This window comes from Novosphingobium sp. B1 (assembly GCF_900176395.1).
Classification (GTDB): Bacteria; Pseudomonadota; Alphaproteobacteria; order Sphingomonadales; family Sphingomonadaceae; genus Novosphingobium.
In genome coordinates this window covers 375,153-401,667 of sequence record NZ_FWXL01000003.1, presented here as the reverse complement: position 1 = coordinate 401,667, position 26,515 = coordinate 375,153, and the positions used below count along the sequence as shown (strand labels likewise).

General features: G+C 63.5%; 25 protein-coding genes. 9 read left to right on the top strand and 16 right to left on the bottom strand.

Going from position 1 to position 26,515, the window contains the following annotated elements; translation table 11 throughout:
- Window positions 1–23: 23 nt before the first annotated feature.
- From atzF to B9A23_RS07765, 8 genes are read right to left on the bottom strand one after another with little or no spacing between them, the layout of a single operon-like run.
- Window positions 24–1,793 (bottom strand): allophanate hydrolase, encoded by a 1,770-nt coding sequence (gene atzF, locus B9A23_RS07800; RefSeq protein ID WP_084278280.1) that lies wholly within the window; start codon window positions 1,791–1,793, stop codon window positions 24–26.
- On the bottom strand, window positions 1,790–5,383 hold the full coding sequence (uca, locus tag B9A23_RS07795; RefSeq protein ID WP_084278357.1) for an urea carboxylase: 3,594 nt from the start codon (window positions 5,381–5,383) through the stop codon (window positions 1,790–1,792). The genes atzF and uca overlap by 4 nt, the downstream gene beginning before the upstream one ends.
- 20 nt (window positions 5,384–5,403) lie before the next feature.
- On the bottom strand, window positions 5,404–6,039 hold the full coding sequence (locus B9A23_RS07790) for an urea amidolyase associated protein UAAP2 (RefSeq protein WP_084278279.1): 636 nt from the start codon (window positions 6,037–6,039) through the stop codon (window positions 5,404–5,406).
- A gap of 16 nt (window positions 6,040–6,055) precedes the next feature.
- Window positions 6,056–6,880, bottom strand: coding sequence for an urea amidolyase associated protein UAAP1 (locus tag B9A23_RS07785; RefSeq protein WP_084278278.1), 825 nt, complete (start codon window positions 6,878–6,880; stop codon window positions 6,056–6,058).
- Window positions 6,877–7,353, bottom strand: a complete 477-nt coding sequence (locus tag B9A23_RS07780; protein ID WP_084278277.1) for a CopG family ribbon-helix-helix protein — start codon at window positions 7,351–7,353, stop codon at window positions 6,877–6,879. Before B9A23_RS07780 ends, B9A23_RS07785 begins: the two co-directional genes overlap by 4 nt.
- Before the next feature lies 1 nt (window position 7,354).
- Window positions 7,355–8,149: an ABC transporter ATP-binding protein gene (locus tag B9A23_RS07775; RefSeq protein ID WP_084278276.1), complete on the bottom strand. Its 795-nt coding sequence runs from the start codon at window positions 8,147–8,149 to the stop codon at window positions 7,355–7,357.
- Window positions 8,146–8,961, bottom strand: coding sequence for an ABC transporter permease (locus B9A23_RS07770; protein WP_084278275.1), 816 nt, complete (start codon window positions 8,959–8,961; stop codon window positions 8,146–8,148). The genes B9A23_RS07775 and B9A23_RS07770 overlap by 4 nt, the downstream gene beginning before the upstream one ends.
- A 35-nt stretch (window positions 8,962–8,996) precedes the next feature.
- Entirely contained in the window at window positions 8,997–10,079 is a 1,083-nt protein-coding gene (locus B9A23_RS07765) for a putative urea ABC transporter substrate-binding protein (RefSeq protein WP_084278274.1), read from the bottom strand.
- A 657-nt stretch (window positions 10,080–10,736) separates the two neighbouring features.
- Here B9A23_RS07765 and B9A23_RS07760 point away from each other — a divergent pair.
- From B9A23_RS07760 to B9A23_RS07740, 5 genes are all read left to right on the top strand, one after another.
- Window positions 10,737–13,163 (top strand): TonB-dependent receptor, encoded by a 2,427-nt coding sequence (locus tag B9A23_RS07760; protein ID WP_084278273.1) that lies wholly within the window; start codon window positions 10,737–10,739, stop codon window positions 13,161–13,163.
- 77 nt (window positions 13,164–13,240) lie between these two features.
- On the top strand, window positions 13,241–14,152 hold the full coding sequence (locus B9A23_RS07755; protein ID WP_084278272.1) for an MBL fold metallo-hydrolase: 912 nt from the start codon (window positions 13,241–13,243) through the stop codon (window positions 14,150–14,152).
- Window positions 14,153–14,301: 149 nt separating this feature from the next.
- Window positions 14,302–15,312, top strand: a complete 1,011-nt coding sequence (locus B9A23_RS07750; RefSeq protein WP_084278271.1) for a sterol desaturase family protein — start codon at window positions 14,302–14,304, stop codon at window positions 15,310–15,312.
- Between the two features lie 29 nt (window positions 15,313–15,341).
- Entirely contained in the window at window positions 15,342–15,995 is a 654-nt protein-coding gene (locus B9A23_RS07745; RefSeq protein ID WP_084278356.1) for a hypothetical protein, read from the top strand.
- Window positions 15,996–16,000: 5 nt separating this feature from the next.
- Window positions 16,001–16,579 carry a twin-arginine translocation pathway signal protein gene (locus B9A23_RS07740; RefSeq protein WP_084278270.1) on the top strand — a complete coding sequence of 193 codons (579 nt, stop codon included), beginning with the start codon at window positions 16,001–16,003 and terminating at the stop codon, window positions 16,577–16,579.
- On the opposite strand, the gene B9A23_RS07735 is transcribed toward B9A23_RS07740, so the two are convergent.
- Window positions 16,576–16,983, bottom strand: coding sequence for a DUF1489 domain-containing protein (locus tag B9A23_RS07735; protein ID WP_084278269.1), 408 nt, complete (start codon window positions 16,981–16,983; stop codon window positions 16,576–16,578). The genes B9A23_RS07740 and B9A23_RS07735 overlap by 4 nt on opposite strands.
- A 14-nt stretch (window positions 16,984–16,997) precedes the next feature.
- A complete protein-coding gene (gene mgtE, locus B9A23_RS07730) occupies window positions 16,998–18,443 on the bottom strand; it encodes a magnesium transporter (protein WP_139797377.1) in 1,446 nt (481 codons plus the stop codon).
- 110 nt (window positions 18,444–18,553) lie between these two features.
- On the opposite strand from mgtE, the gene B9A23_RS07725 reads away from it, so the two are divergent.
- Both B9A23_RS07725 and B9A23_RS07720 read left to right on the top strand, forming a co-directional pair.
- Window positions 18,554–19,009, top strand: a complete 456-nt coding sequence (locus B9A23_RS07725; protein WP_084278268.1) for a peptidylprolyl isomerase — start codon at window positions 18,554–18,556, stop codon at window positions 19,007–19,009.
- A gap of 90 nt (window positions 19,010–19,099) precedes the next feature.
- Window positions 19,100–19,405, top strand: coding sequence for a hypothetical protein (locus B9A23_RS07720; RefSeq protein WP_084278267.1), 306 nt, complete (start codon window positions 19,100–19,102; stop codon window positions 19,403–19,405).
- Here B9A23_RS07720 and gltX read toward each other — a convergent pair.
- From gltX to B9A23_RS07700, 4 genes are all read right to left on the bottom strand, one after another.
- Window positions 19,395–20,723 carry a glutamate--tRNA ligase gene (gene gltX / locus B9A23_RS07715; RefSeq protein ID WP_084278266.1) on the bottom strand — a complete coding sequence of 443 codons (1,329 nt, stop codon included), beginning with the start codon at window positions 20,721–20,723 and terminating at the stop codon, window positions 19,395–19,397. The two genes, B9A23_RS07720 and gltX, sit on opposite strands and share 11 nt — an antisense overlap.
- A gap of 57 nt (window positions 20,724–20,780) precedes the next feature.
- Window positions 20,781–21,209 (bottom strand): hypothetical protein, encoded by a 429-nt coding sequence (locus B9A23_RS07710; RefSeq protein ID WP_084278265.1) that lies wholly within the window; start codon window positions 21,207–21,209, stop codon window positions 20,781–20,783.
- A 75-nt stretch (window positions 21,210–21,284) separates the two neighbouring features.
- Window positions 21,285–21,482, bottom strand: coding sequence for a hypothetical protein (locus B9A23_RS07705; RefSeq protein ID WP_084278264.1), 198 nt, complete (start codon window positions 21,480–21,482; stop codon window positions 21,285–21,287).
- A 54-nt stretch (window positions 21,483–21,536) separates the two neighbouring features.
- Window positions 21,537–23,207 carry an NAD+ synthase gene (locus B9A23_RS07700; RefSeq protein WP_084278263.1) on the bottom strand — a complete coding sequence of 557 codons (1,671 nt, stop codon included), beginning with the start codon at window positions 23,205–23,207 and terminating at the stop codon, window positions 21,537–21,539.
- Between the two features lie 103 nt (window positions 23,208–23,310).
- Between B9A23_RS07700 and B9A23_RS07695 the strand changes: the two genes are divergently transcribed.
- Entirely contained in the window at window positions 23,311–24,246 is a 936-nt protein-coding gene (locus B9A23_RS07695) for a ribose-phosphate pyrophosphokinase (protein WP_084278262.1), read from the top strand.
- Here B9A23_RS07695 and B9A23_RS07690 read toward each other — a convergent pair.
- Window positions 24,243–24,584, bottom strand: a complete 342-nt coding sequence (locus B9A23_RS07690) for a hypothetical protein (RefSeq protein WP_084278261.1) — start codon at window positions 24,582–24,584, stop codon at window positions 24,243–24,245. The two genes, B9A23_RS07695 and B9A23_RS07690, sit on opposite strands and share 4 nt — an antisense overlap.
- A gap of 40 nt (window positions 24,585–24,624) precedes the next feature.
- Window positions 24,625–25,566 carry an AraC family transcriptional regulator gene (locus B9A23_RS07685; RefSeq protein WP_084278260.1) on the bottom strand — a complete coding sequence of 314 codons (942 nt, stop codon included), beginning with the start codon at window positions 25,564–25,566 and terminating at the stop codon, window positions 24,625–24,627.
- Window positions 25,567–25,732: 166 nt separating this feature from the next.
- Here B9A23_RS07685 and B9A23_RS07680 point away from each other — a divergent pair, with 166 nt between their 5' ends.
- Window positions 25,733–26,512, top strand: coding sequence for an inositol monophosphatase family protein (locus tag B9A23_RS07680; protein ID WP_084278259.1), 780 nt, complete (start codon window positions 25,733–25,735; stop codon window positions 26,510–26,512).
- The last annotated feature ends 3 nt before the right edge of the window (window positions 26,513–26,515 follow it).

Sequence of the window (26,515 nt, the reverse complement as noted above, 5' to 3'; positions counted from 1 at the left end):
CGTCCTTTCGGGGCAGGGATGGGTCAGACCTTCTGCGCCATGTAGGCGCGCCAGCCGCCAAGGTGGGTGATGTCCTCGGCGCCGGAAAGCGCGCGCGGTTCGGAGACGAAGCCCTTGACGCTGGTGCCGTCTGCCAGGGTAACCGTGCCGATGGCGAGCGGAGGAGGGACTTCGACGACAAAGCTGCCGAATTCGGCAACGCCCATCTCATAGACCTCGACGGCGATGGCCGCACCTTGTTCGGAGTGCACCAGCGCGGGCTTGGGCGGAACGCTTTCGGCCATCGCATAGAGACGGTAACTGGGGGCAGTTTCAAACGCGCCTACGAAGGTCGCATTGCGCGAAGTAAGCTGCCAGTGCAGCGGCATGTCCTTGAGATGGGCGCCGACAACGGCGAGTTTCACGGTCTGCATCTTGCCCTCCAGATCGAGCGGGGGTGGGGGTGGTAGCCGGGCCTGTTCGAGCCAGGCATCGGCGGCTTCGAGCAAGGCGTGGTCGGTATCGGCGGGGCCGATCAGCGTGATGCCAAAGCCCGTGCCGTTGGTTCGCGTGCCCGCAGGAACGGCAATTGCGGCCATGTCGAGCAGGTTGACGAAGTTGGTGTAGTACCCAAGCGCGCTGTTGAGGGCGACGGGCGAGGCCTTCAGTTCCGAGACGCGATAGGTGGTGCCGGTGGTGGGAAAGGCGAGAAGGTCGATGCCTTCCCACATGAGGTCGGCGTGGCGCTTGAGTTCGGCCATGCGGTAGATGCCGTTGAAAAGATCGACTGCGCCGATGTTCAAGCCCGGCGAGACGACTTCGCACACCGTGGGGTCAAGCGCATCGGGGTCCGTCGCCAGCAGACCGGCCAGCGCGGCGGTGCGTTCGGCCACCCAGGGCCCGCCGTAAAGCAGCATGGCGGCTTCCTGCAGCGGGGCATAGTCGATCTCGACGATCGTGGCCGTTCTTGCCAGCGTTTCCAGCGCCTTGTCGTAGAAGTATTCAGCTTCGGCATCGCCGAAGAAGGCACGCTGGTTGCGGCGAGGCACGCCGATGACCTTGCGGGCGCGGGGCTTGTCTGCCAGCGGTTTCGAGTAGGCATCGGCGGCGTCGAACCCGGCGACTATGCCATCGACCAGCCGTGCGTCTGCAGTATCGTTGGCGAAGACGGTGATGCAGTCGATCGTGCGGCAGGCAGGGACAAGGCCGGTGTTGCTCCAGCGGCCCTTGGTCGGCTTGAAGCCGATCAGGTGCTGGAAGGCGGCGGGCACGCGGCCCGAACCGGCGGTATCGGTGCCAAGCGCGAAGCTGACGAGGCCGGCGGCAACGGCGCTGGCCGAACCAGAACTGGAGCCACCGCTGACATAGGCGAGGTTGTAGGCGTTGCGCGGAGCGCCATAGGGGCTGCGCGTGCCATTGAGGCCCGTGGCAAACTGATCGAGATTGGTCTTTCCGACGCACAGTGCGCCGGCTGCGAGCAGGCGGCCGACCGTGGTTGCTGTCGCCTCCGGCTGATAGGCGAAGGCGGGGCAGGCGGCGGTCGTCTGGAAGCCGGCAACGTCGATGTTGTCCTTGACCGCAAAGGGTACGCCAGCAAGCGGCAGGTCTTCGCCCGCTGCCACGCGGGCGTCGATGGCGCGGGCGCCTGCAAGGAGTTCGTCTGGCCTGGCGCGGCTGATCCAGATCTGCGGTTGTATGCAATCATAGGCGGCGAGGCGCGCGATGACGTCTTCCGCAATGGCTACGGCGCTGGTCTGACCCGATGCGACGGCTGCCGCGACGCTACTGGCGCTTCTGATGTCGGGTGTGGTCATTTGTGCCTCGTCAGCGCCAGCATCGGGGCACCGGGCTGCACGGCTTGCCGTTCCTGCGCGTAAAGCGCAGTGACAGTGCCCGAGCCTGGGCTTTCGACGCGGCATTCCATCTTCATCGCCTCGATGATCGCGATGGTCTCGCCCGCCTCGACGGTATCGCCGACAGAGACGAGCATCTTCCACACGCTGCCGCCAAACGGCGCTTCGACGAGGTCGGCGCCTTCTGGCACTTCGACTGCGCCAGTGGGGGCCGCGTCTGCCTCGACGAGGTCGGTCCGGTCAAACTCGCCCCGGCGTTGCCATTCAGCGCGTTCCTCGTCGAAAGCGGCCTGCCGAGTTGCCTCGAAAGTGGCGATGTCGGCGGCGTTGTCGGCAAGGAACTTGCGGTAGTCGGACAGGCGGAATTCGGACGGTTCGATGCGGATCGAGCGGCGGCCGGTGGGGAAATCGCGACGCCATTCGGCCAGCTCTTCGGCTGATACCGGATAGAAGCGGATCTGGTCGAAGAAGCGCAGCAGCCACGGCTTGCCTTCGATGAAGGCATCGGTCTGGCGGTGGGTGTTCCACACCTGGATTGTGCGCCCGAACAGCTGGTAGCCGCCGGGGCCTTCCATGCCATAGATGCACATGTAGGCCCCGCCGATGCCGACGATGTTGGGCGGCGTCCAGGTGCGGGCCGGGTTGTACTTGGTGGTGACGAGACGATGCCGCGGATCGACCGGGGTTGCCACCGGCGCGCCGAGGTAGACGTCACCCAGGCCGAGGACGAGATAGTTGGCCTCGAAGATCAGGTTCTCGACCGCAGCGGCATCGGGCAATCCGTTGATGCGGCGGATGAATTCGATGTTGTCGGGACACCACGGCGCATCGTCGCGCACGGCGCCGATGTATTTTTCGATGGTTTCGAGGATAGCAGGATCCCGCCAGCTCAGTGGCAAGTGGACGATGCGCGAGGGGATGGCAAAGTCCTCGAGATCTCCGAGGCGTTCTTCCGCGGCAATCAGCGTGGCCAGAGCATCGGCCTGCGTCAGCTGCACGCCATCGAAGTGGAACTGAAGCGAGCGGATGCCGGGGACGATGTCGATCACGCCGGGCAGGGCCATGCGCTCAAGCTCGGTCAGCAGTGCCTGCACGCGGATGCGCAGTTCGATGTCGAGCACGATGGGCCCGTATTCGACGAGGATGTTGCGATCACCCTGCTGGCGATAGACGGTGCGGGGGCAGTCGGCCCGCTCCTCGATCACGTGAAGGATAGGCGAAAGCGCTTCGATCGGGCGGGCTGCGCCGGGATTGAGACGCGTGCCATTGCTAAGAAGCTGGCGCTGCTGCTGGTCGGCGGTGGCAGCGTCGTGGGCGTTGACGGGGACGAAGCGCAGCTTGTCGCCGGGGGTGAGCTGGCCGATCTTCCAGCGGTCGGCAGCAATGACCACGAAGGGACAGACGAAGCCACCCAGCGAGGGGCCATCGGGGCCGAGGATGATCGGCATGTCGCCGGTGAAGTCGACCGCGCCGATGGCATAGGGATTATCGTGGATGTTGGATGGGTGCAGCCCCGCTTCGCCACCGTCCTTGCGCGCCCATTGTGGCTTGGGGCCGATCAGGCGAACGCCGGTGCGGTTGCTGTTGTAATGGACCTGCCATTCGGACGAGACGAGCGTCTCGATGTCCCTATCGGTGAAGAAATCGGGTGCGCCGTGAGGGCCGTACAGGACGCGAAGGGTCCATTCGGTCGAAAGCTCGGGCACACGAGCGGAAATCAGCGGGTGTTCGCCCGGCTCGTCGCCCAGATGCAGGGTATCGCCAGCGAGCAGGCGGCGGGCGGCGTGCCCGCCGAACTGGCCGAGTTCGAACGTGCTGCGGCTTTCAAGGTAAGGCGCGATGTCGAGCCCGCCGGCAAACAGGATATAGCCGCGCATGCCGCCGCCAGTGGCGCGGCCGAGGGCGAGCGTCTGGCCGGCCTTCACCGCAATGGCTTCGCCGCGCGTCACGGGTTCGCCATCGAGCGTGGCGCCGAAATCGGCACCCATCAGGCAGATACGGGCGGCAGCATTGAACGACAGGGTGGGGCCAGTGATAGTGACCTCAATGCCCGCCGTGCCTTCGGGATTGCCAAGCAACCGGTTGCCGATGCGGAAAGACTGATCGTCCATCGGACCCGAAGGGGGCACGCCGACCGACCAGAGATGCTGGCGGCCGGGCCAGTCCTGCACGGTGGTGGCGGTGCCGCCGCTGATTACCTGGAAGCTGCGCGGGTGGTATTCGACATCGGCCAAGGCGCGGGTCGAGACTTCACCGCTAACGAAGGCGTTGGAGCGGACGACTTCGCGCAACCAGCGCAAGTTGGTCTCGATGCCATCAACGCGCGAGGCATCGAGCGCGCGCTGCATTGCCTGTACGGCGAGATCACGCGTGGGGGCGTGGACGATCAGCTTGGCGAGCATCGGATCGTACCACGAGCTGACCGTGCTGCCGGCCATGCACCAGGTTTCGGCGCGGATGTCCGCCGGGAATTCCACGGCGGTCAGCGTGCCCGAGGTCGGGCGATAGTCGAGAGCGGGGTCTTCGGCATAGAGCCGCACCTGCACCGAATGGCCCGAAGGGCGAGGCGGTTCGCTGTCGAGGAAGCCGAAATCGCCAGCGCCGCCCCGGATCATCCATTCGACGAGGTCGAGGCCCATGACCTCTTCGGTCACGCCATGTTCGACCTGCAGGCGCGTGTTCATCTCGAGGAAGAAGAACTCCTCGCGTTCGGCATCGTAGAGGAACTCCACCGTGCCCGCCGAGAGGTAGCTGGCGGCTTGCCCGAGGCGGATCGCGGCGGCGATCAGATCGGCGCGAACGGCGGCGGGGAGGAGCGGGGCAGGGGCTTCCTCGACAACCTTCTGGTTGCGGCGCTGGAGCGAGCAATCGCGCTCTCCCAGCGCAACGATGCGGCCATTGCCATCGCCGAAGATCTGCACCTCGATGTGGCGCGCGCGGCGGATGTAGCGCTCTAGGAAGACGCCGGCGTCGCCAAAGTTGCCAAGGCCCTGGCGCGCGACGGCAGAAAAGCCTTCGCGCACGTCGGCTTCGGTTTCGCAAACGCGCATGCCGATGCCGCCGCCGCCGGCAGTTGCCTTGAGCATGACCGGATAGCCGATTTCGGCGGCAGCGCTTACGGCTTCTTCCTCGTCGGTCAGCAGGTCAGTGCCCGGCGCAAGCGGCACACCATGTGCGGCGGCAAGGGCACGTGCGCTGTGCTTAAGGCCGAAGGTGCGGATGTTTTCGGGCGTAGGGCCGATGAAGACGATGCCCGCCGCGGCGCAAGCTTCAGCAAAGTCGACGTTCTCGGCAAGGAAGCCGTAGCCTGGGTGAATGGCCCCGGCCCCGGTCTGCTTTGCCGCCGCGAGGATGGCGGCGATATTGAGATAGCTTTCGCTGGCGCGCGCCTCGCCGATGCAGACGGCTTCGTCGGCCTGCGATACGTGCAGCGAATCCTTGTCGGCTTCCGAATAGACCGCGACCGAACGCAAGCCCATGCGACGCAGCGTGCGGATGATGCGCGTGGCAATCGCGCCGCGATTGGCGATCAGGACGGTGTCGTATGCCAGGACTGGGGCAAGGGGCGCGCTCATGCGGTCACGATCATCCGGACAGGGGTGGGATTGAAGCCGTTGCAGGGGTTGTTGATCTGCGGGCAGTTCGAGACGACCACGGTGACATCCATCTCGGCGCGCAGGTCCACGGTCAGTCCCGGCGCGGAAATGCCGTCGACAATGCCCAGCGCACCATCGGCTTCGACCGGCACGTTCATGAAGAAGTTGATGTTCGAGACGATGTCGCGCTTGCCGCGGCCTTCGAGCAGGTTGGCCTCAAGAAAGTTCTCGACGCAGGCATGTTCGGACTTGGTGTGATGTCCGTAGCGCAAGGTGTTGGATTCGCACGAGCAGGCACCGCCGATCGTATCGTGGTACTCGACCGCGCTGGCAGTGATGGTCATCATCGGTCGGCCCTCGTTCGAGCGCAGCACGGTGCCGGTGCGCAGGAAGAGATTGCCTTGGGCTGCCACGGTATCCTGCGCGCTGTAGCGTTCGGCATCGTCAGCCGTGGCGTAGAGCAGGAAATCGACGGCCTGGTTGCCTTCGAGATCGACGATCCGCAGGGTTTCGCCTGCCTTGACGTGATGAAGCCAGGGGGCGCGGGCAGGAACGATCTCGTCGTGGACGACGCTGCCCGAAAGGCCGGCAAGATGGGGGTCGGCGCTCATTTGGAAGTGCTCCTACTCAGCGACGGAAATAGTCTTCGACGTTCAGGAAGGCGCGCTGGCCTTCTGGTGTCGCATTGCGGATGGAGTCGTCCTCGGTGGTAACCGGGCCACGCCAGGCGGTGGCGCGCAGCGGTGTGACCGACCATTCAGGACGCGGGTCGAGCACGTGCGGGCAATTGGCGATGACCACGATCACGTCCATCTCGGCGCGAAGCGTAACCTCGCGGCCGGGGGCGAAGGGGCCTATCTGCGGCACGATCGCGCCGTCTTCGGCAATGGTCACGCCCTTGAACAGGTTGATGCAAGGATGAACGTCGCGGCGCTGCAATCCGTGCTTGGCGGCGCCGAGCAAGAACCGGTCACGCCCGTTGGGATAGGCGCCGCTGTTGCGGCCTTCTCCATACCTGGCAAGATTGGTGGCGGCATTCGAGGTGCCGCAGAAGGCATCGTGCGTGCCGGCGGTGTCCGCCTCGATGCTGAGCAGCACGCGGCCCATGTCTGACAGCAGCAGTTTGCCGGCGCCAAGGTAGGCGTTCCACTGGACCTTCACCGTATCGGCCACGTTGAGCCGCTCGGTCGGCATTTCGGCGTTGAAGACCTGCAAACCAGCGCAGGCATCGCCCTTGCTGTCGATCAGGCGCAGTCGAGCGCCGCGTGACAGGCGGCGGGTGGCATAGCCGCCGGCAGCGATGGTCTCTTCCCACACGATGTCGTCGGTCGAGACGCCCTGCGGCAGGTCATTGGCGACCGGGGGCAGCTTGGGCATGGCTTCGACCACGGTGCCGGCCATCGCGCGGGCATGGTCGCGAGCCGCGTTGGGATTGGCGAGGGTAGCGGTCATGCAACGGCTCCGTTCCTGGTTTCATCGGCATCCGGCTCATAGAGCGGCGGAAGCAGGGCGGTGGTGGTGACGAGCTGCAACTGGTGAACGCCGCGCACGCGGCGCAGCGCATCGCACAGCTCGCGCAGGCGGATGGCGGGGCCTTGCACCAGCAGAACCTCGAGCGACTGGTCGTCTTCGAGGAAGACGTGCTGCGAGGAGATGACCTCCTTGAGGTATTCGCCCTGGGTCTGGGCAAGCTGGTGGCGCACGCGGCCGCGATCACCGCGGTAGACGATGGTAATGGTGCCGGCGAGCATCTCGTCCGGGCGGGTCGAGGCTTCATGCTCGGCCAGGGCATGGCGGATCAGCTCGGCAATCAGTTGCGAGCGTGAGGGCAGTCCGCGCTCTTCCACCATCATGTCGAGCTGGCGGAACAACTCGCCGGGCAGGCTCATCGAAAGGCGGGCGAGGCTGGTCGGTTCGGTGGTCATGTCAGGCGCTCTCCTCGACGGGCGCTTGCGCAGCTTCGGGCTCTGCGGCCTCGTCGTCCTTGCGCAGGGCGAGGTCATAGACGGCGGTCGCGCCGAAGCGGTGGGGGGCGTGCGGATCGTGGCGGCGCTTGTCGAGCGCGAGCACACGGGTGCCAAGGCTGAAGGCCTCGCGCAGATCGTGCGTGACCATGACGATGGTCAGCGAATAGTCGCGCCACAGCCGCTTGATCAGCGCGTGCATATCAGCCCGGATGCCGGGGTCGAGCGCGCCGAACGGCTCATCGAGCAGGAGTACGCGCGGCCGTTTGATCAGGGCCTGGGCAATGGCGAGGCGCTGCTGCATCCCGCCCGACATCTGCGCGGGGTAGAGATGCAGCGAATCGCCAAGGCCGACCGCCTCGAGCATTTCAGTGGCGCGGGCGGTCGCCTCTGCCTTGGCGCTGCCGAACAGGCGCGCAAGCAGCGGCGCCTTTTCGCATTCGAGGCCAAAGACGACATTGGCCAGCGCAGTGAGGTGCGGGAACACCGAGTAGCGCTGGAACACCACGCCACGGTCGGGGCCGCATTCCGGCGTCAGGGGCGCGCCATCGAGCGAGATGGTGCCGCGGCTGGGGGCTTCCTGCCCGAGGATCAGGCGCAGCAGGCTGCTCTTGCCGGCACCCGATGGGCCGATGATCGATACGAACGAGCCTTCCTCGATCGCAAGGTCCACCTTCTCGAGCACGATCTTGTCACCGTACTCGACCCAGACGTCCTTGAGGCAGAGGATCGGGCCGGAGGTCTCGGGCGCGCTCAATGGCTTGCTCCGTGAGCCCAGGGGAACGCGCGGCGGCTGAGCTTGGCCAGCGCCACGTCCATCACGATCGCCAGCAGCGCGATCCACGCGACATAGGGAATGACCACGTCCATCGAGAGATAGCGGCGAACGAGGAAGATGCGGTAGCCAAGCCCGATGTCCGATGCGATGGCTTCTGCGGAGATCAGGAACACCCATGCCGGCCCGAGCGCGAGGCGCACCGCGTGGATCAGGCGAGGCATGGCCTGCGGCAGGGCAACGCGGATCATGACCTGCCACGAACTTGCCCCCAAGGTCAGCGCCTTGACGATCTGCTCGCGCGGCAGTTCGGCGACGTAACTGGCGATATCGCGCACCATGACCGGTGTGATGCCGATGACGATCAGTGCGACCTTGGCGGTTTCGCCAAGCCCCAGCGCGATGAACAGGACCGGCAGGAGGGCGATCGGCGGGATCACGGCAATCCCCGTTACCAGCGGGCCGAACGTTGCGCGCACGGGCGGCAGCACACCGAGGACCAGGCCGACGAGAAGGGCCGCCGCGGTCGAGATGATGAGGCCAAGGCCAAGGCGCTGCAGGCTGGCGAGGGTATCGGCCCAGAACACCCGTTGCCCGGACAGCGGATCGGCCTCGAACATCATCGCGCCCATCGCCTTGATCATGGCCGCAGGCAGCGGGAAGATCTTGTCCGTGGGGAGGATCGCGTGGCGTTGGGCCGCGACGATCAGATAGACCAGTACCAGCAGCACGATCGGGATGGCGCCCAACAGGAGCCCGGTCCGGCGGCGGGGATGGCGGTTTACGAGGCGCATAGCAGCATCCTTGTGGTGCCTGGCTTCGGCAATGCTCAGAGCTTGCCGTCCGCTGCCAGCTTCATGAAGCTGTCATCGAAGCGTAGCGTCACGGTCTGCGGGCTGCCCAGCGTCTTGCCGCCGGGAAACGACATGCCGACCGCGTCTGCCGAGGGCGCGCCCTTGAACAGGCCCTTGGAAAAGCTGAAGTCGCGTACCTTGGTCATTGTCGTGATCAGTGCGGGGGCATCGGTTGCAGCGACGGCAGCCTTGGGATCGTCATAGAGGAACGTCGTCGTGAGCTGGCTATCGAAGGCTTCAGGGGTGGCGCCGGAAAGCTTGGCCATGGCGGCGCGGGCAGCCTTGCCCTCGGCGTCCTGCCGCTTCAGCAGCGCGACCGTCTCGTACCAGATCCCGGCGAGCGCCTTGCCCAGGTTGGGATTGGCCTTGAGCGTGGCCGTATCGACGACCATGAGGTCGAGGATCTCGCCGGGAATGTCGGCCGAGCTGAAGACCTGGGTGACGCCCGGCTGACCCTTCATCACCGATAGCTGCGGGTTCCAGGCCACGGCTGCCTGCACGTCCGGAGAGCCGAAGGCGCCGACGATGTCGGCATCGGAGGTGTTGACCGTCCTGACGTCGGTCGGCTGCAGGGCTGCCTTTTCCATGCCGCGCGCCAGCAGGTAGTGCGAGACGGAAAGTTCGACGAGATAGGCCTGCTTGCCCTTGAGCCCGGCCAGCGTGTTGCCGCCCTTGAGCAGGATGCCGTCATTGCCGTTGGAATAATCGCCGACGATGATGGCGCTGGTGTCCTTCCCTCCGGCGGCCGGAATGGTGAGCGCGTCCATGTTGGTGACAGTGACGCCATCGAACTTGCCGGCGGTGTACTGGTTCACCGATTCAACGTAATCGTTGACCTGCACGATGTTGATCTTGATGCCGTACTTGTCGGCCCATTTCTTCACGATCCCGGCCTGCTGCGCATAGGGCCAGGGCATCCACCCGGCATAGATCGACCAGCCGATGGTGAACTCTGTCTTGGGTTGCGCGGCCTGTTCGGGCGAGGGCGAGCATGATGCCAGCAGCAGCGCTCCGGCCATCAGACCTGCCGTGCTTACCTTGCCAAGTAGCCTGATCATGATTCGATCCCCTTTCGCAATGCAGCATCACCATGACGCCCTGCCTTGTCCATCGAAAAATATTACGAGTTTGAAGAAAGGTAATATCGAAGAATCGGGAGGGAGCGTCGTAGCCAAGCGGGGTGCGGAAAAAGGGTGAATGCCGCAAAAGCTAGGAAATGCGGGTGTTGAAAGGTCGGCAAGCGCGCTCGCTGAGCATTGCAGACGGCACCTTAGACGGACTGAGGATCGAAATTGCCGTACGCTTTTCGGCGTATGCCCGTTCGTTCAAGCGGGCATCGTTTTGACGCAAAATCGTCGCATTTCTGCGGTTTTGTGCGGTGCAGCAGCCATAGTTCATACTGTCTGGCACGAAATTTATTACGCTTGACCCATTCCGTAATATCCATACCGTCACGGTTGTCAGCCAGGTCGGCGGACAGAAAATTGCGATGACCGGGCTGTTTCGGCCAGTCTTTGGCGAGGTCCAGATTGCGCGATCTTGCTTGACGGCACGGCTTCAGACGCGGCCACCGCATGAATATTCGAGATGACAGAACAACGGCCAGAAAAGGCCTGCAAGACGCCGACCCGGCCAGTTCGCCGGGCGGGTCAGAGCGTCATGGGGAGTGATGTCACTTAACCGCAGGCAGGGTAGCTATGGGGGTCCGAGTGACTATGATGAATTTCCGCAAGACGCTGCTTGGCGCAACGATGCTTATGGGCATCGGCGCAACCCAGGCCCACGCGCAGGACGCAGCGCCACAGGCAACCGAGGATGGTGCCAGCAACGAGATCGTCGTGACGGCGACCCGCCGAGCGACATCGCTGCAGGACGTGCCGATCAACATCAGTGCCGTCGGCCAGGAGCAACTCAACCGCCAGCGTATCGACGACGTGCGCGACATTGCCGACTTCACGCCCGGCATCACGATTTCCGACACCGGCCCTGGCGCAACCGGCACGATCGTGCTGCGCGGCCTCAACGCATCGGATACCAGCGCGACCGGCGCGTCCTACGATGATGCGCTGGGCGTGTACCTCGGCGAAGTGCCGATCTATTATGACTTCAAGATGCTCGATATCGAGCGCGTGGAGACGCTGCTCGGCCCGCAAGGCACGCTTTACGGTCTGGGCACGCTGGCTGGCGCCATCCGCAACATTCCCAATCGCCCGCAACTGAGCGACTATCAGGCCGAGGCCCATGGCCGCGTCTATGCCAAGGACCACAGCGGCGATACCGGCTACCAGATCGACGGCATGATCAACATTCCGATCGTGAAGGATCATGTCGCGTTCCGTTCGGCCACCGGTTATTACTTCGACCCCGGCTTCATCGATTATCCGCTGCTGCTTCAGAAGCCCGGCGTTTCCTTGCCGCAGCCGAGCGGGCCGGTCTCGGTGACCCCAGCAGCTTACGATGCCAATCTGTTCAAGCGCGAAGACCTGAACTTCGAGCGCACCTTCACCACGCGCAACCAGCTGCTGTTCCAGCTCAACGAAGACCTCAAGGTCAACTTCACCTACGCCTACCAGCGCACCAAGACCGACGGCGGGCAGTACAACAGCAATGGTGTGCTCGGCACCGGCAAGTACGAGAGTGCAGGGCGCTACGCCGAGCCGGTCGACCGTCACGCGCATCTTGGCAGCATGGAAATCAACGCCAACCTTGGCGGGATTGCCGATCTCGTTTCGACCACGGCCTACACGAAGGTCCACAACGAGCGCATTTCCGACAATACGGATCTGCTGCTCGATCTCGACTACGGCTACGAAACCTTCCCGGCATTCTCGAGTTGGAACGAGAGCCAGGACGAGCGCAAGCAGTTCAACCAGGAAGTGCGGCTGGTCTCGCGTCATGGCGGGCCGTTCAGCTGGGTGCTTGGCGGGTTCTACAACCAGCAGAAGCTGCAGCGCGACTATATCGAGCACGTGCCCAACCATCCGTGGGTTCCGTTCGGCACGCAGCCCAATCCGGACGAGGTCGAATATGCCTCGTACGTGAACTCCAAGGTTACCGAAAAGGCGATCTTCGGCGAGGGGACCTTCCGCGTCTCGCCGCAATGGCAGGTGACTGCAGGCGCCCGCTACTTCGGTTACAATTCGCGGATTGCGGGTGCACTCGTGGTGCCGCTGATCGGCGATCCGGTCAGCCCCTATGACCTGCCAGCGGCTGGTGGCACCGCCAAGAAGACGGGCTGGGTGTGGAAGTTCAACTCTTCCTACAACATCACGCCGGACGTCATGATCTACGGCACCTACAGCAAGGGCTATCGCATCGGCGGCCCCAACAGCGTGGCGCCATGCCCCAATCCGCTGCCGAACGACCCCGATGGCGACATGATCAACAACACGCAGCTGCCATGCGGTTTGCCCAACGAGATCCAGTACGGGCCGGATACGACCAAGAACGCGGAAATCGGCATTCGCACGCAATTGTTTGACCGCAAGCTGACGTTCAATTTCAACGTCTTCCAGATCAAGTGGGACGGCATTCAGGTCTCGTCGGCAACGCTCAACGGCATCGTCGGCATCACCGTCAACGGCGGCAAGGCCAAGTCGGAAGGCTTCGAAACCTCGTTCCAGCTGAAGCCGGTGGACGGGCTGTCAATCCAGGGCACCTATTCCTACGTCAACGCACGCCTGACCGAGGATGTGCCGGGGAACATTCCAGTCAATTCGCCAGCGGGCGTCTATCCCAGCGTTCCGGTCAAGCTCGATGCGCTCTCTGGCGATCGGCTGCCCGGTTCGGCCAAGAACAGCGGGAGCCTGGGCGCGACCTACACAATGCCGTTCATGGATGGCAGTCTGGTGGGCGACTGGACCGCTACCTACCGCGGCAACGTGGTGACGCGCCTCGGCTGGGATCGGGCGTTCGGTGACAAGCTGCCCGGCTATGTCCTCCACCGTGCCTCGCTGTTTTACGAGACCGACAAGTACAGCATCGGTCTGTTCGCCAACAACATCTTCGACAAGTACGCGGTCGCCTCGGTTTCGAACGACCGGTCGCGCGTCGGTCTGAACGATGGCGTGGTGCTTCGCTACTACAAGCTGAACGTGATCAACCCGCGTACCTTCGGTCTCGAAGCGCGCATCAAATACTGATCGGGTGGGGGAGGGCGGTGCGCCATCGGCTAGGACCGGCGCATCGCCCGACCTGCTTCTTCAACAGGAAGCTCGATATGGCAGGATGGAGCAAATGGGCCATCGCGTGCCTTGCAGCGGGAGCTGCGCTGGCACGGCCTGCGCTTGCCGCCACGAATGCGCCCCAACTTTTCAAGGAGCGCTGGATTGACGGCACCAACGGCGCTGAGCCGTTGGTGCAGGTTCAGGCGCTGGACGCCGACACCTTCGTGATCCGGCAATCGGTGAAGACCAACTTCGAAGCGCCATTCCTTTACCTGCTGTTCGGGCAGGACAAGGCGCTGCTGATCGACACCGGCGCGGACGGAGGAGTCATCCGACCGACCGTCGATCGCATTGTCGCGCAGTGGCTGACGGCGCATGGGCGCAAGATGATCCCGCTGGTGGTCGCGCACAGCCACAGCCATGGCGACCATGTTGCCGGTGACGCAGCTTTCCGCGGGAGGCCGGATACGACGGTGATCGGGCACAAGCCTGCCGACGTTGCCAGCTTTTTTGGCATTACAGGCTGGCCAGGGCAGAATACGACGTTCGATCTTGGCGGTCGCAAGCTGACGATCCTGCCGACGCCCGGGCATCAGGCGGCTGCGATCATGGTCTATGATCCGCAGACAATGGTCCTGCTTTCAGGCGATACACTATATCCGGGGCGGCTTTACATCCCGATCAACTTCATGGCCGATAATCGGGCAAGCGTTGACCGGCTGGCTGCGTTCGCATCGAAGCATTCGATCCGCGCAGCGCTGGGCGCGCATATCGAGATGACCAGCACCGCCGGGCAGGACTACGGCCACGAAGCGCCGACGCATCCCGGCGAGCACCGCCTCGAGCTTCCGGCCAGCCTGATCGGCGAATTGCGCGCAGGATTGAAGGCGCGGCTGGACGCTGCCGACACGCGGCAGGTGCACGATCACTTCATCATCGTGACGGTGCCGGCACGGCCGGAGTGACAGGTCATAGACATGATCTATGCCTAACATTCCGCATTGCCATCTGGCGGAAATGACCCGGTTTCAAGACGCTGATTTCATTGATGCGATGTGGCCCGTTCCGTCCGGGCGAGGCCCATCTTCATGACACGCATGGCGAGGGCACTCGAATGACTGGAGTCGTTGTAGGCAAGCGGGTGATTGGCGCGGATTCGCCGGTGACGGTGGGGTGGGAAAACATCCCCAAAGTCGAGGGCGGGCCGTTCAAGCGCTTCTTCTTCAGCTGGTTCCAGCCGGTGGCGCTCTTCAGCCTGCTGGCGTTCTGGTATTACGCACCCAATTCGATCGCCAAGGCATCGACTGCGATCTGGATCGGGATCGGCTTCAAGGCGCTGCTGCTGGCGCTAGAGTGGGTCAACCCACGTTATGAAAGCTGGAAGCTGACCTGGAAGGAGTTCGTGGTCGACCTGTTCTATGTCGGCCTGGGCTACACCATTCTCGACCTCGTCGATCACTTCATCGGCTCGGACGTTGCGGTCACCGCCATTCAGAACAACTTCGAATTGGACAAGCTGGCCTGGTTCACCGGACTCCCGCTGCTGCTGCAGGCATTCCTGATCCTGCTCATCTTTGATTTCGGCCAGTACTGGATGCACCGCGGCATGCATAACTGGTATCCGCTGTGGCTGACCCATTCGGTACATCACTACATCACGCAGCTTAACATCAACAAGGGCGCCGTGGGCAATCCGGTCGAACTGTTCCTGATCGGCCTCGGCATTGGCGGGTTTTTCGACTTCCTGCCGCGCGCAGCCCTTCTGGCCGGTGCCATCGGGATGACAACGGGCATCTACCAGCACATCAACGTCCGCTTCAACGTGCCGCGCTGGTGGCGCTTCGTGTTCAACACCACCGAACACCACAGCGTGCACCACTCGCGCGACTTCGAAGGCAGCCGGAGCAACTATGCCGGCACCTTCATCTTCATCGATCGCATGTTCGGCACCTGCGTCGATGGCGAGGCGGAACTGCTGGGCATGGAGGGTGGCCGCCGCATGTCGATCCGTGAGCAGATGACCTACACTTTCACCGAAGGCTGGAAGACCATGAAGCAGAAGCTTGGCAAGTCGGGCGGCGGGTCGATCGATGATCTTCCCGGCGGCGCGGTGCCAGCCGAATGATCGCGGCCCTGCGCCAAGGCGGAATCGATATGAACGCCCGGTTCATCGACTGGATCTGGAACGTGCGAGGCAGCGTGTCGCTGGCGCCGGGGCAATCCGCCCGTCAGGCTTTCGACCGGCTTGACCCGCTCTTCCACGAGTATGGCACGACCTACACGCGCTCGGACGATACTCTGGTGTTCGAGAAGAAGGACCAGCCCGCGCAGGACAAGATGTCGGTCTTCGATCGAGGTGTGCTGACGATAGAAGATGGTGCGCAGGGCCCGGTGCTGACCTACCGGCTGACCAGCCGCATCCTGCTGTTCTGCTTCCTTGCGCCACTGCTGTTCCTGGCATTCGGCCAGCTCAGCGTGGCGGTTGCGAACTGGGAAGAGGCGCACATGACTCCGGCGGAGAAGGCCAGGATCGAGAAGAAGGAGGCTGCGAAGAAGGACAAGGTCCTGCCGCAGCACCCCATCGACAAGTTCCTTGGCGCGCCCGCCCCGGAAGCGCCAAAGAAGGACGAAAAGAAGAAAGACGGCGAAAAGGACGAGAAGAAGAAGGGCAAGGGTCTATCGCCGACGCCGGCCTATGTCTTTGCGGGGATCTTCGCCTTTCTCTATCTGGTCGGGCGCGTGCTCGAAGACCGGCTGGTGCATCGCCTGTTCCGCAAGCGTCTGAACCACGACGCGCTGGCGTCCTGATCGGCATGATCCTGCTTCGTACCCTTGCAGCGGCATTGCTTGCCACGGCGGCTGTGCAGGCTTCGGCCGGGGAATCATCCGCGCCTTCAGCTCTCGTGCCGGCGAGTTTCGATGTTCCCACACTGGTGGAGGCCAAGGGTTTCAAGCTGGTTCCGCTCGGTCCGGCTTTGGTCAAGATCGATTATGATGCCTACATGTCGTCGATCGAGCACCTGCAGGCGTCCTTCACGCGCAGCAAGGATTGGCCCCATCCCGGCATCACGGCTGCCGATGCGATGAAGGACATGGAGTCCGAGCAAGCGCGTTTCGCCAGACGGGCGTCGTTTGCCTATGCAGTGCTCACCCCGGACGGTACGCGCGAGCGTGGTTGCGTCTATGTCTATCCGAGTACGGTCAAGGGGTATGACGCCGTGGTCAGGATGTGGGTCACCAAGGCAGAGCACGATGCAGGCTTTGAAAGCGACCTGCTGGCCTGGACGAAAGACTGGATCGCGCGCGATTGGCCGTTCCGAAGCGTCGCCTATCCGGGATATGACATCGCCTGGCCGCAGTGGGATGCCATGGTGGCCGCGAAGGCCCGCTAGACCAGCCCGAGCTTGGCAAGTTCCGATGCGATCTGTGCCGGAAGGACTTCGCCTGCTTCCCCATCGCCAAGGTCTGCCGGAGCATCCGCCTCTTCAAGATAGCGCCAGCCCTGGTGGGCACGGCGGGGCTTGGGATGGACGTCGATCAGTTTCGTGCTGACGACGATGTTGGTGCGTCCGCCCTCGGCCTCTTCGAAGCCGACGATTTCCGAGCGGGCGACAAGCTGGTGCTTGTGGATCCAGTAGAGCGACCCGCCGATCATTTCCTCGGCGCGCTTGGGGCGGTTGCGGGTTGTGAGGTAGGCGAGCTTCGCGCCGCCGCGACGGCCAGTGTCCGAAAACCATTCGTGGATCTCGGCCAGCGATTGTGCCCCATAGGCCACTTTCGTCATGTGCAGGGGCATTGATCTTCTTTCGACTAGGCGAGGCCACTGAGGACGGCGAGGCCAAGGAACGAGAAGAAGCCCATGACATCGGTCGCCATCGTCACGAATACGGCCGAAGAGACAGCCGGATCCACCTTTAGCCGATCGAGCGTGACCGGAACCATGATCCCGGCAAGGCCTGCGACGAGGTTGTTGATCACCATGGCCGAGCCAATCACCGCGCCGAGCAGGGGATTGCCGAAGAGCAGCCCGGTGCCAAGCCCGATCAGGATGCCGAGCGTGGTGCCGTTGGCAGCGGCGATGCGCAGTTCGCGCAGGATCATGCGGATCGTGTTCGAACTGGTCAGCTGATTGGTGGCAATGGCGCGGACGACCACGGCCAGGGTCTGCGTGCCGGCGTTTCCGCCCATGCCGGAAACGATGGGCATAAGCACGGCAAGCAGTGCAAAGCGGGTGATCGCGCCCTGGAACATGCCGACGACCGAGGCCGCGACCAGCGCCGTGCCGAGATTGACGACCAGCCAGGTGAGGCGCGTGCGAACGGTGAGCAGGATCGGCTCGTTGATGTCGCCATCGCCGGCACCGGACAGGCGCAGGATGTCCTCGCTCGCCTCTTCCTGAATGATGTGGACGATATCGTCGACGGTGATCTGGCCGACGAGGCGGCCGGATTCGTCAACCACCGCAGCCGAGATCAGTGCGTATTTCTGGAAGCGCAAAGCTACTTCTTCCTGGTCCATCGAGACCGGGATCAGCGTCTGGTCGCGCTTCATCACGTCGGCCAGCGGCACGCTGCGCGGCGCGCGCAGGATCCATGAGAGGCTGCAGGTGCCGACCGGATGGTGCTTGTGGTCGACGATGAACACTTCCCAGAATTCGGTGGGCAATTCGTCGTCGCGGCGCAGGTAATCGATCAGGTCGCCTACCGTCATCGCCTCGGGCACCGCGATCAGATCGCGGCTCATCAGGCGACCGGCGGTCTCCTCGGGGTAGGACAGCGCGGATTCGATCGCGGCGCGATCTTCCGGCTCCATCTCGGCAAGGACGGCCTGCTGGTCTTCCTCGTCAAGGTCCTCGATCAGGGCGACGGCGTCGTCCGTCTCCATCTGCTCGGCGAGTTCGGCAACCTCTTCGGGTTCCAGTTCCTCGACAAGATATTCGCGGACGTAGTCGTTAAGCTCGGCGATGACCTCGCCACCGAGCAGATCGTTGATCGCGCGGGCAAGCTTTACGCGGTCATCCTGGTCGATCAGCTCGAAAAGGTCGGCGATGTCGGCCGGGTGGAGCGGTTCGACAAGGTTATAGACGGTCTCGTCGTCGCCCGCTTCGAGAGCTTCGGCGACGCGGCGAACGAAACCGGGGCGGAGGGTGTTGTCCTCCTCGTCGAGGCTTTCTGCATTACGTGCAGGTTCAGCCGGCGTGGGCGCATCGTCCACGTCGGGGAGCAGGCTGTCGATGATGTCTTCGTCGCGCTCCATAGGGGCGGGTTACCGGCTGATGCGCCAATTGCAACCGGTCGGCAGACCTATGCGTGACTTTATTTTCGGAAGCCTTATATCGGCGCGCAAACAAGCAAGGATTGCGACTAATGGCTGACGAAAAACTGGTCCTCACGCTCGATTCCGGCGACGTGGTCATCAAGCTGCGCCCCGATCTGGCTCCCGGCCATGTTGAGCGCATCAAGGAACTGGCCAACGAAGGTTTCTATGATGGCGTGAAGTTCCACCGCGTCATCCCGGGCTTCATGGCACAGGGCGGCTGTCCGCAGGGCACCGGCATGGGCGGTTCGGACAAGCCGGACCTCAAGGCCGAATTCAATGACGAACCGCACGTGCGCGGCGTGTGCTCGATGGCGCGCACCAGCTACCCGCACTCGGCCAACAGCCAGTTCTTCATCTGCTTCGACGATGCGCGCTTCCTCGACAAGCAGTACACCGTCTGGGGCCAGGTCGAGAGCGGCATGGACCTGATCGACGCGCTGCCCAAGGGCGAACCGCCGGCAAACCCCGGCGTGATCCGCAAGGCTAGCGTCGTCGCTGCCTGAACCGGCAGGTGACTGACTGAACAAGAGGGGCGGGGCCGAGAGGCCTCCGCCCCTTTTGCATTGGGCCCCCGTCTCTGCATTGGAGCTGTGATGAACCTGATCGAACATGCGATCGTGGCGCTGGTCATTCAGGCGCTGATTGGCCTGACGACGCGCAACTGGTGGGCGGGTGCGGCGCTGGCGTGCGGCTATTTCATCGGTCGCGAGGTGGCGCAGGCCGAATACCGCTGGATCGAGCAGTTCGGTTCGGGGCTTCGGGCAAACCTGCCTTGGTGGGGCATCTTCGATGGACGCGTGTGGCCCAAGGTTGACCAGTGGGCTGACTGGATCGGCCCGATTGTCGTCACGGTGCCCGTCGCCTGGGTAGCGCAACGGCGGCGGCAGATCAGGCCTTGAGCCGGCGTATCGCTTCGTCCTGGGCGATAAGCGGAAGCAAGACGGCCATTTCCGGGCCGTGATCTTGGCCGGTCAAAGCCTGGCGCAACGGCAGGAACAGCGTCTTGCCCTTGCGGCCAGTGCTGTCCTTGAGAGCTGAAGTGAGCGCACGCCACGGATCGGCTGACCAGTCGAGCGAGGCGGTAACCTCGGCAGCCTGCGAAAGATAGGCGCGGGTTTCATCGTCGAAGGCTGACGCTGCGACCGGGCCGGTGATGACCTGCCACCAGTCCCTCGCTTCGTCGATATGGGCAAGGTTCGGACGGATCGCTTCCCATGCTGCCTCACCCATGCCTTCGGGCAAGAGGTGGGCGACGCGTGCGAAAGGCAGGCGGTGCACGATCTGGGCATTGACGCGATGCAGGTCCGCTTCGTCAAAGCGCGCAGGGGCGCGGCCAAAACGCGAAAGATCGAAGCTTGCGGCAAGCGCTGGCACATCAAGCGAGGGATCGACCGGGTCGGACGTGCCAAGCCTTGCGAGCAGCGCGACGATGGCTTCGGGTTCGATGCCCTGCTCGCGGAAGTCCGCCATGCCAAGCGCGCCGAGCCGCTTCGACAGCTTTCCTTCAGCGCCGGTGAGCAGCGCCTCGTGAGCAAAGCGCGGAGGCTGCGCACCGAGCGCGGTGAACATCTGGATCTGCGTCGCCGTGTTCGAGACATGGTCCTCGCCGCGCAGGACGTCGGTCACGCCCATGGCAATGTCGTCGATCGCCGATGGCAGCATGTAGAGCCACGAACCATCGGCGCGGCGGATGACCGGGTCCGACATCTGGCGTGGATCAAAGTTCTGGGGACCGCGAATGCCGTCGTCCCAGGTGATCGGTTGGTCGTGGTCGAGCAGAAAGCGCCAATGCGGTGCATCGCCGGCCGCCGTCTTTGCCTCGTGATCCGCCTCGGTCAGCTTCAGAGCGGCGCGATCATAGATCGGTGGCAATCCGCGCCCGAGCAGGATCTTGCGCTTGAGGTCAAGCTCCTGCGCGGTTTCGTAGGCGCGGTAGATGCGGCCGGCGGCGACCAGCTTCTGGAATTCTCGCTCGTACAGTTCGGTGCGCTGCGATTGGCGTTCCTCGCCATCGTAAGCCAGACCCAGCCAGGCAAGGTCGTCACGGATTGCTTCAACAAAATCCTCGCGGCTGCGCTCGGCATCGGTATCGTCGATCCGCAGCAGGAACTGGCCACCTGTCTTCCTGGCCAAAAGCCAGTTGTGCAGCGCCGTGCGAACGTTGCCGACGTGAAGCTTGCCGGTGGGCGAAGGTGCGAAGCGGGTAACCGTGGTCATGCCCGCCGCCCTAGCGCGGCATCGTTGCAAGGGGAAGGGAGCGCTTTGGGGCGATGGTCAGGGGAGCAGCGCCACGGCGTGGATCGTGGCGTTGTAAAGCGCTTCGTGGCGATCGGCCCGGACAAAGCCGGCAACCTCAGCCGAGAAGTCTTCGCGCTTGCCGTTGAAGGCGGCACGCGAAAGGGCTGCCAGCGTGCTTTCATCTGGCGTCATGGCAAGGCAGCACGGGCGATTGACCATGAACGGTTCCGGCCAGACCTGCTTGATGGTCCGGACCAGGCCGTGAACGGCGCAGGCTGCTTCGATGCTGCGATAGCGCTGTGCAAGATCCGGCACCGGATCGCGTCCGGCAGCTTCGAACACCGCACAGATCCGCATGGCCATGGTGATGTGAAGGCCTTTGAGCGAAAGGCCGCGCACATCGTTTGGTCGGGCCATGCTCTCGATCAGGTGTGAGAAGCGGGTGGAGCTGTCGCCTGCTGGCACTGGACATCCTTTCTTGCGAATGATTCGCAATTTAGCATACTCGCTCTGCGGGTCAATGCGAATCGCTCGCAATAACTATTCCTCAGTGGCCTCGACGCGATGAGATCGCCAGCGCAATGCCATGCCGACGATGGACAGCGCCATCCCCGCGATCAGGACAATGAGCATGATCGGTTCGTGTCGCGCTGATTTCAGCGCAGGGATGCCGAGCAGGGCTACGCTGACGCTCGACAGCAGATAGCCGCTACCCTTGAGGCGGGAGCTCGTGCGCATTCATGACCTTTCCCAGACAGTTGCCTGATGCAGGCAACTACGGGAGGAGGATTTTCAGGTTCCGGTTCTGAAACCGTGGGTAATCGGATAACGCCGATCACGGCCATAATTGCGCGCGCCCAGCTTGACCCCGGGAGGCGCTTGCCGCCGCTTGTATTCGGCGATGTTCAGCAGGCGTTCGATCCGGCTTGCCGTGGCGCGATCATGACCTTCGGCCACAAGCTGGTCGACGCTCTTCTCGTTCTCGACAAGGCCCTGCAGGATGGCATCGAGCACTTCGTAGGGCGGGAGCGAATCCGAGTCCTTCTGGTCTGGGCGCAATTCCGCACTCGGCGGCTTGGTGATGATCCGCTGCGGCATCACCGGGCCATCAGGACCAAGACCAATCTTGGGACGATGGGCGTTGCGCCATTCCGAAACGGCAAAGACGGTGGTCTTGTAAGCGTCCTTGAGCGGATTGTAACCGCCGTTCATGTCGCCGTAGATCGTAGCGTAACCTACGCTCATTTCGCTCTTGTTGCCGGTTGTCACCAGCATCGGTCCGAACTTGTTCGACAGGGCCATCAGCGTGACGCCACGGATGCGCGACTGGATGTTCTCTTCGGTCAGGTCGGGCTGCTTCCCGGCAAACACCGGCGCAAGCATGCTGTCGAACGCATCAACCGCCGGTGAGATCGGGACGGTATCGAGGCGCACCCCCAACATGTTGGCGCAGCCCTCTGCATCCTCGAGGCTTTCCTGCGAGGTATAGCGGCTTGGCATCATGACGCACCACACGCGATCGGCACCAAGAGCGTCCACGGCGATGGCTGCGCAGATCGCGGAATCTATGCCGCCTGACAGGCCCAGGACGACGCCGGGAAAGCGGTTCTTGTTCACGTAGTCACGCAGGGCCATGACCATTGCGCAGTAGATGTCCTCGGGATGCTCTGCGAGTTCGTTGTCCGTGCCCGGTTCACAGCGCCACCGCGAGCCGGAGCCGACGGCGGTCTGCGTCCAAACCGTGGTGACGACCGATTCTTCCCAGTCCGGCATCTGCACCCACAGAGCGCCCTCCGGTCCGACGACGAAGCTGGCCCCATCGAACACGATCTCGTCCTGCCCGCCAACGCGGTTGAGGTATGCCAGCGGAATGCCCGTGTCGATCGCGCGGCGCTTGGCCACGCCATCGATCCGCAGCACGTCCTTGTCGATCTCGTAGGGGCTGCCGTTGATGCAGATGAAGATTTCCGCGCCTAGCTCGGCAAGGTGGCGGCATACGTCGGGATGCCAGATATCCTCGCAGATCGGCAGGCCGAGCATTGCGCCACGGAACAGCACCGGCTCGGGCAGGGGGCCGGGCATGAAATAGCGCTTTTCGTCGAACGTGCCGTAGTTGGGCAATTCGTACTTGAAGCGCGTGGCAGCGATGCGGCCACCCTCGAGCAGGGCAACGCCGTTGTGCAGATCGCCATCGCGCACGAATACCGAGCCGACCAGCATGGCGGGGCCGCCATCGGCAGTCACCTTGGCCAGGTTTTCCAGTTCGGTTGCGGCGCGCTCGATCAGCGCCGGCTTCATGATCAGGTCTTCCGGCGGATAACCGATCAGCATGAGTTCTGGGTAGACGATGAGATCCGCGTCGCCGGACCGGTCCCGCACTGCGAGCATTGCCGCGACATTGGCGGCGAGATCGCCGACCGACTGGTTCAATTGGGCGAGGACGATGCGGAGTTGGTCTGCCATGATGTAACCACTAGGCGGCAATGCGCGCACCCTGCAAGAGTTGCAAAGCTGTCATCTTGGGGTAAGGGCGCTGGCGGGGATCGAATCCGAGGGAATCGCACGCATGAAGATCATGGCCGGCAACTCAAATCTGCCGCTCGCCCGCGCCGTTTCGGCCTATCTGGAAGTGCCGCTGACCGACGCCAGCGTGCGACGCTTTGCCGATGAGGAAGTTTTCGTGGAAATCCACGAGAACGTTCGCGGCGAAGATGTCTTCGTGGTCCAGTCGACCGCCTACCCGGCGAACGACAACCTGATGGAACTGCTGATCTGCATCGATGCCCTGCGCCGCGCCTCGGCAAAGCGCATAACGGCTGTTGTTCCGTATTTCGGCTATGCCCGCCAGGACCGCAAGCCCGGCCCGCGCACACCGATTTCAGCCAAGCTGGTGGCCAACCTGATCACCGAAGCCGGCGCCGACCGCGTGCTGGCCGTCGATCTTCACGCCGGGCAGATCCAGGGCTTCTTCGACATCCCGACCGACAACCTCTTTGCCGCGCCGGTCATGGCCGCCGATATCCAGACCCGCTATGGCACGCAGGAGCTGATGGTTGTCTCGCCCGACGTGGGCGGCGTGGTTCGCGCCCGCTCGCTGGCCAAGCGCCTGAACAACGCGCCGCTTGCCATCGTCGACAAACGCCGTGATCGCCCGGGTCAGTCCGAGGTGATGAACATCATCGGCGACGTGAAGGGCCGCATGTGCATCCTGATCGATGACATCATCGATTCGGGTGGCACCTTGTGCAACGCGGCGCAGGCACTGATGGACGCGGGCGCTGCGGGCGTCTCGGCCTACATCACGCACGGCGTGCTTTCAGGCGGAGCCGTGGCGCGCGTCAGCAATTCGGCGCTCAAGGAACTGGTGATCACCGATACGATCATGCCGACCGAGGCAACTGCGGCTTCGGACCGCATCCGCGTGCTGACGATTGCCCCGCTGATCGGTGAGGCCGTGCGCCGTATCGCTGACGAAAGCTCGGTCAGCAGCCTGTTCGACTAGGTTTGACGTCTTAGCCGTTCCAGCCATGCCCTCGCCTGCTTGGGCTCGCCCACGGCGTTGGCTGGCGGCTTCCCGCGCGCAGCCATGAATTCGTCATGGAGCGTGAATGGCTCCATGAACAGCGCTTCGCGGGCCTCGGCTATCTCGTCGGCCAGTTCGCTCAGGCTTTCGATGATCGGGGCATTTGCCGCGCGCATGATCTTGTCGGCATTATGGTCAAAAAGGCCCCACTTGCCCGAAGCCGTAACTTCCAGCGCTTCGATCAGCGCAGCGAGATAATCCGCTTCCATTTCGGAGCGGCGCTTGTCGAGACGTTCGAGACGATCAGCCCTGGCCATGGCTTGGCCTAGGCTGGACAGCAGTTTCGCGCAACCGTGCTCACTCCCACGGCTTCACTTCGCCGGGTTCGAGGCGGCGGATCGTTTCCAGCCGCCGCGTCTGCCGGGTTTCGAGCCCCAGCGTCATCAGTGGTTGCGGCCGATCGACGAACTGGCGTGGGCTCATGCCGAACAGGGCGGTGAATTCGCGGATCAGATGGCTTTGATCATAATAGCGCAAGGCAATCGCTTCGGCTTCGGCATGGTCGGCGACACCGCGCAGGTGGCTCGCCATGTCCAGCGCGCGAGCACGGCGCAGAACCTGCTTGGGCGGCATCCCGAAATCGCGGCGTACGATGCGCTCAAGCCTGCGCTGCTCGACACCGAATTCTTCGGCAAGCCGGGCTATGCTTGCCGTCGGGTCATTGAAGGCGGCAGCTTCGAAGCGTGCCGAGATCGGATCGGGTTCGCGCACCGCACGTTCCGCGATCAGCGAGCGCATTTCATGCTCCATCGCCTTCACCCAGTCTTCGGGCGAATCGTCGGCATGAAACAGGTCGATCCAGCGCTGCTCGGGCAGCCCGAGGCTGCCGAATGTAGCGAGACGATCGACAAGGTCGCCGATGTCAGGTCCGCGCAGGGCGTGGCATACGCCGGGGCGAAGGAACACGCCTACGCTGACGAAACTGCCGGTGACGCTGATCGGCATGCGGCGCGAGTGCGGGCCGAACATCATGGCGGCACGCTCCGATACCTCCACGCCATCGGCGGTCGCGGCTTCCCACTTGCCTCGCAACTGCACGCGAATGCAGGCAAAATCGCTGAGAAGCCCGCAATCGAGGCGGTGTTCGGGCGGCGCGCCGACAATTGTCACATAGAAACGGCCCACCCACCGTTCCAGGTCGGCAGCAGGTGCGCGACTGTAGGAGATCGGTTGCCCATCGCGCGTTGCGTTGGGCGAAACGATTGCCTTGTCGACCCCTGGCTTGGTGTTGCGACTCATTGGGTGCCCCTCGGACATTTCATGCGCGCAAGGTTAGTGCCCCTGAACCAAACGTTGCGTGCTGTCCGTCACCATCTGCCTTAAGATTGCCAAGGGCTTTTTGTCCAACCCCGAATTGTCAGGGAGCGCTTGACCTTTGCCTTATCCGGCAGGCAGAGCCCCTGCCATGAAGCTCGAAAACGATATCGCACTCGCCATGCGCCTGGCTGACGCCGCTGCAGCAGAGATACGCCCGCATTTCCGCACGGTCACGGCCGAGCGCAAGCGCGATGCAACGCCGGTGACACTTGCCGACCGGGCAGCGGAAGAGGCGATGCGTCGCATCCTCACCGCAGAAGTGCCGCGCGATACCGTGATCGGCGAGGAGTTCGGGTCGACCGTCGGCTCCTCAGGACGAAGTTGGGTGCTTGATCCGATTGACGGAACCGCAGGGTTTCTGGCCGGCCGCCCGATCTTTGGGACATTGATCGCCCTTGTGGTCGAGGGGTTTCCGGTCCTGGGTATCCTGGATCAGCCGATCACCGGTGAGCGTTGGGTCGGCGCGATGGGCAAGCCGACAACACTGAACGGCAAGCCGGTGCGTACCCGGATCTGCCGGGAACTGTCCGAAGCGACACTGGCGACCACTGGCCCGCATTACTTCGACGACCACGATGGCGGTCATTTCATGGGCCTTGCGGCCAAGACCGATCACAAGCGCATGGTCATGGGCGGCGATTGCTACAACTATGCGATGCTTGCGACCGGGCAACTCGATGTCGTGTGCGAAGCGGGGCTGAAGCTGCACGACTGGGCTGCCCTGGTGCCGATCGTTGAAGGGGCGGGCGGCACCATGGCGGACTGGAATGGCGATCCGCTGCACGCAGGGTCCGATGGGCATGTGATCGCGCTCGGCGATCCCGCCCGGCTTGAGGACGTTGTCGAAGCGCTTGCCTGCGGCCACTGACGG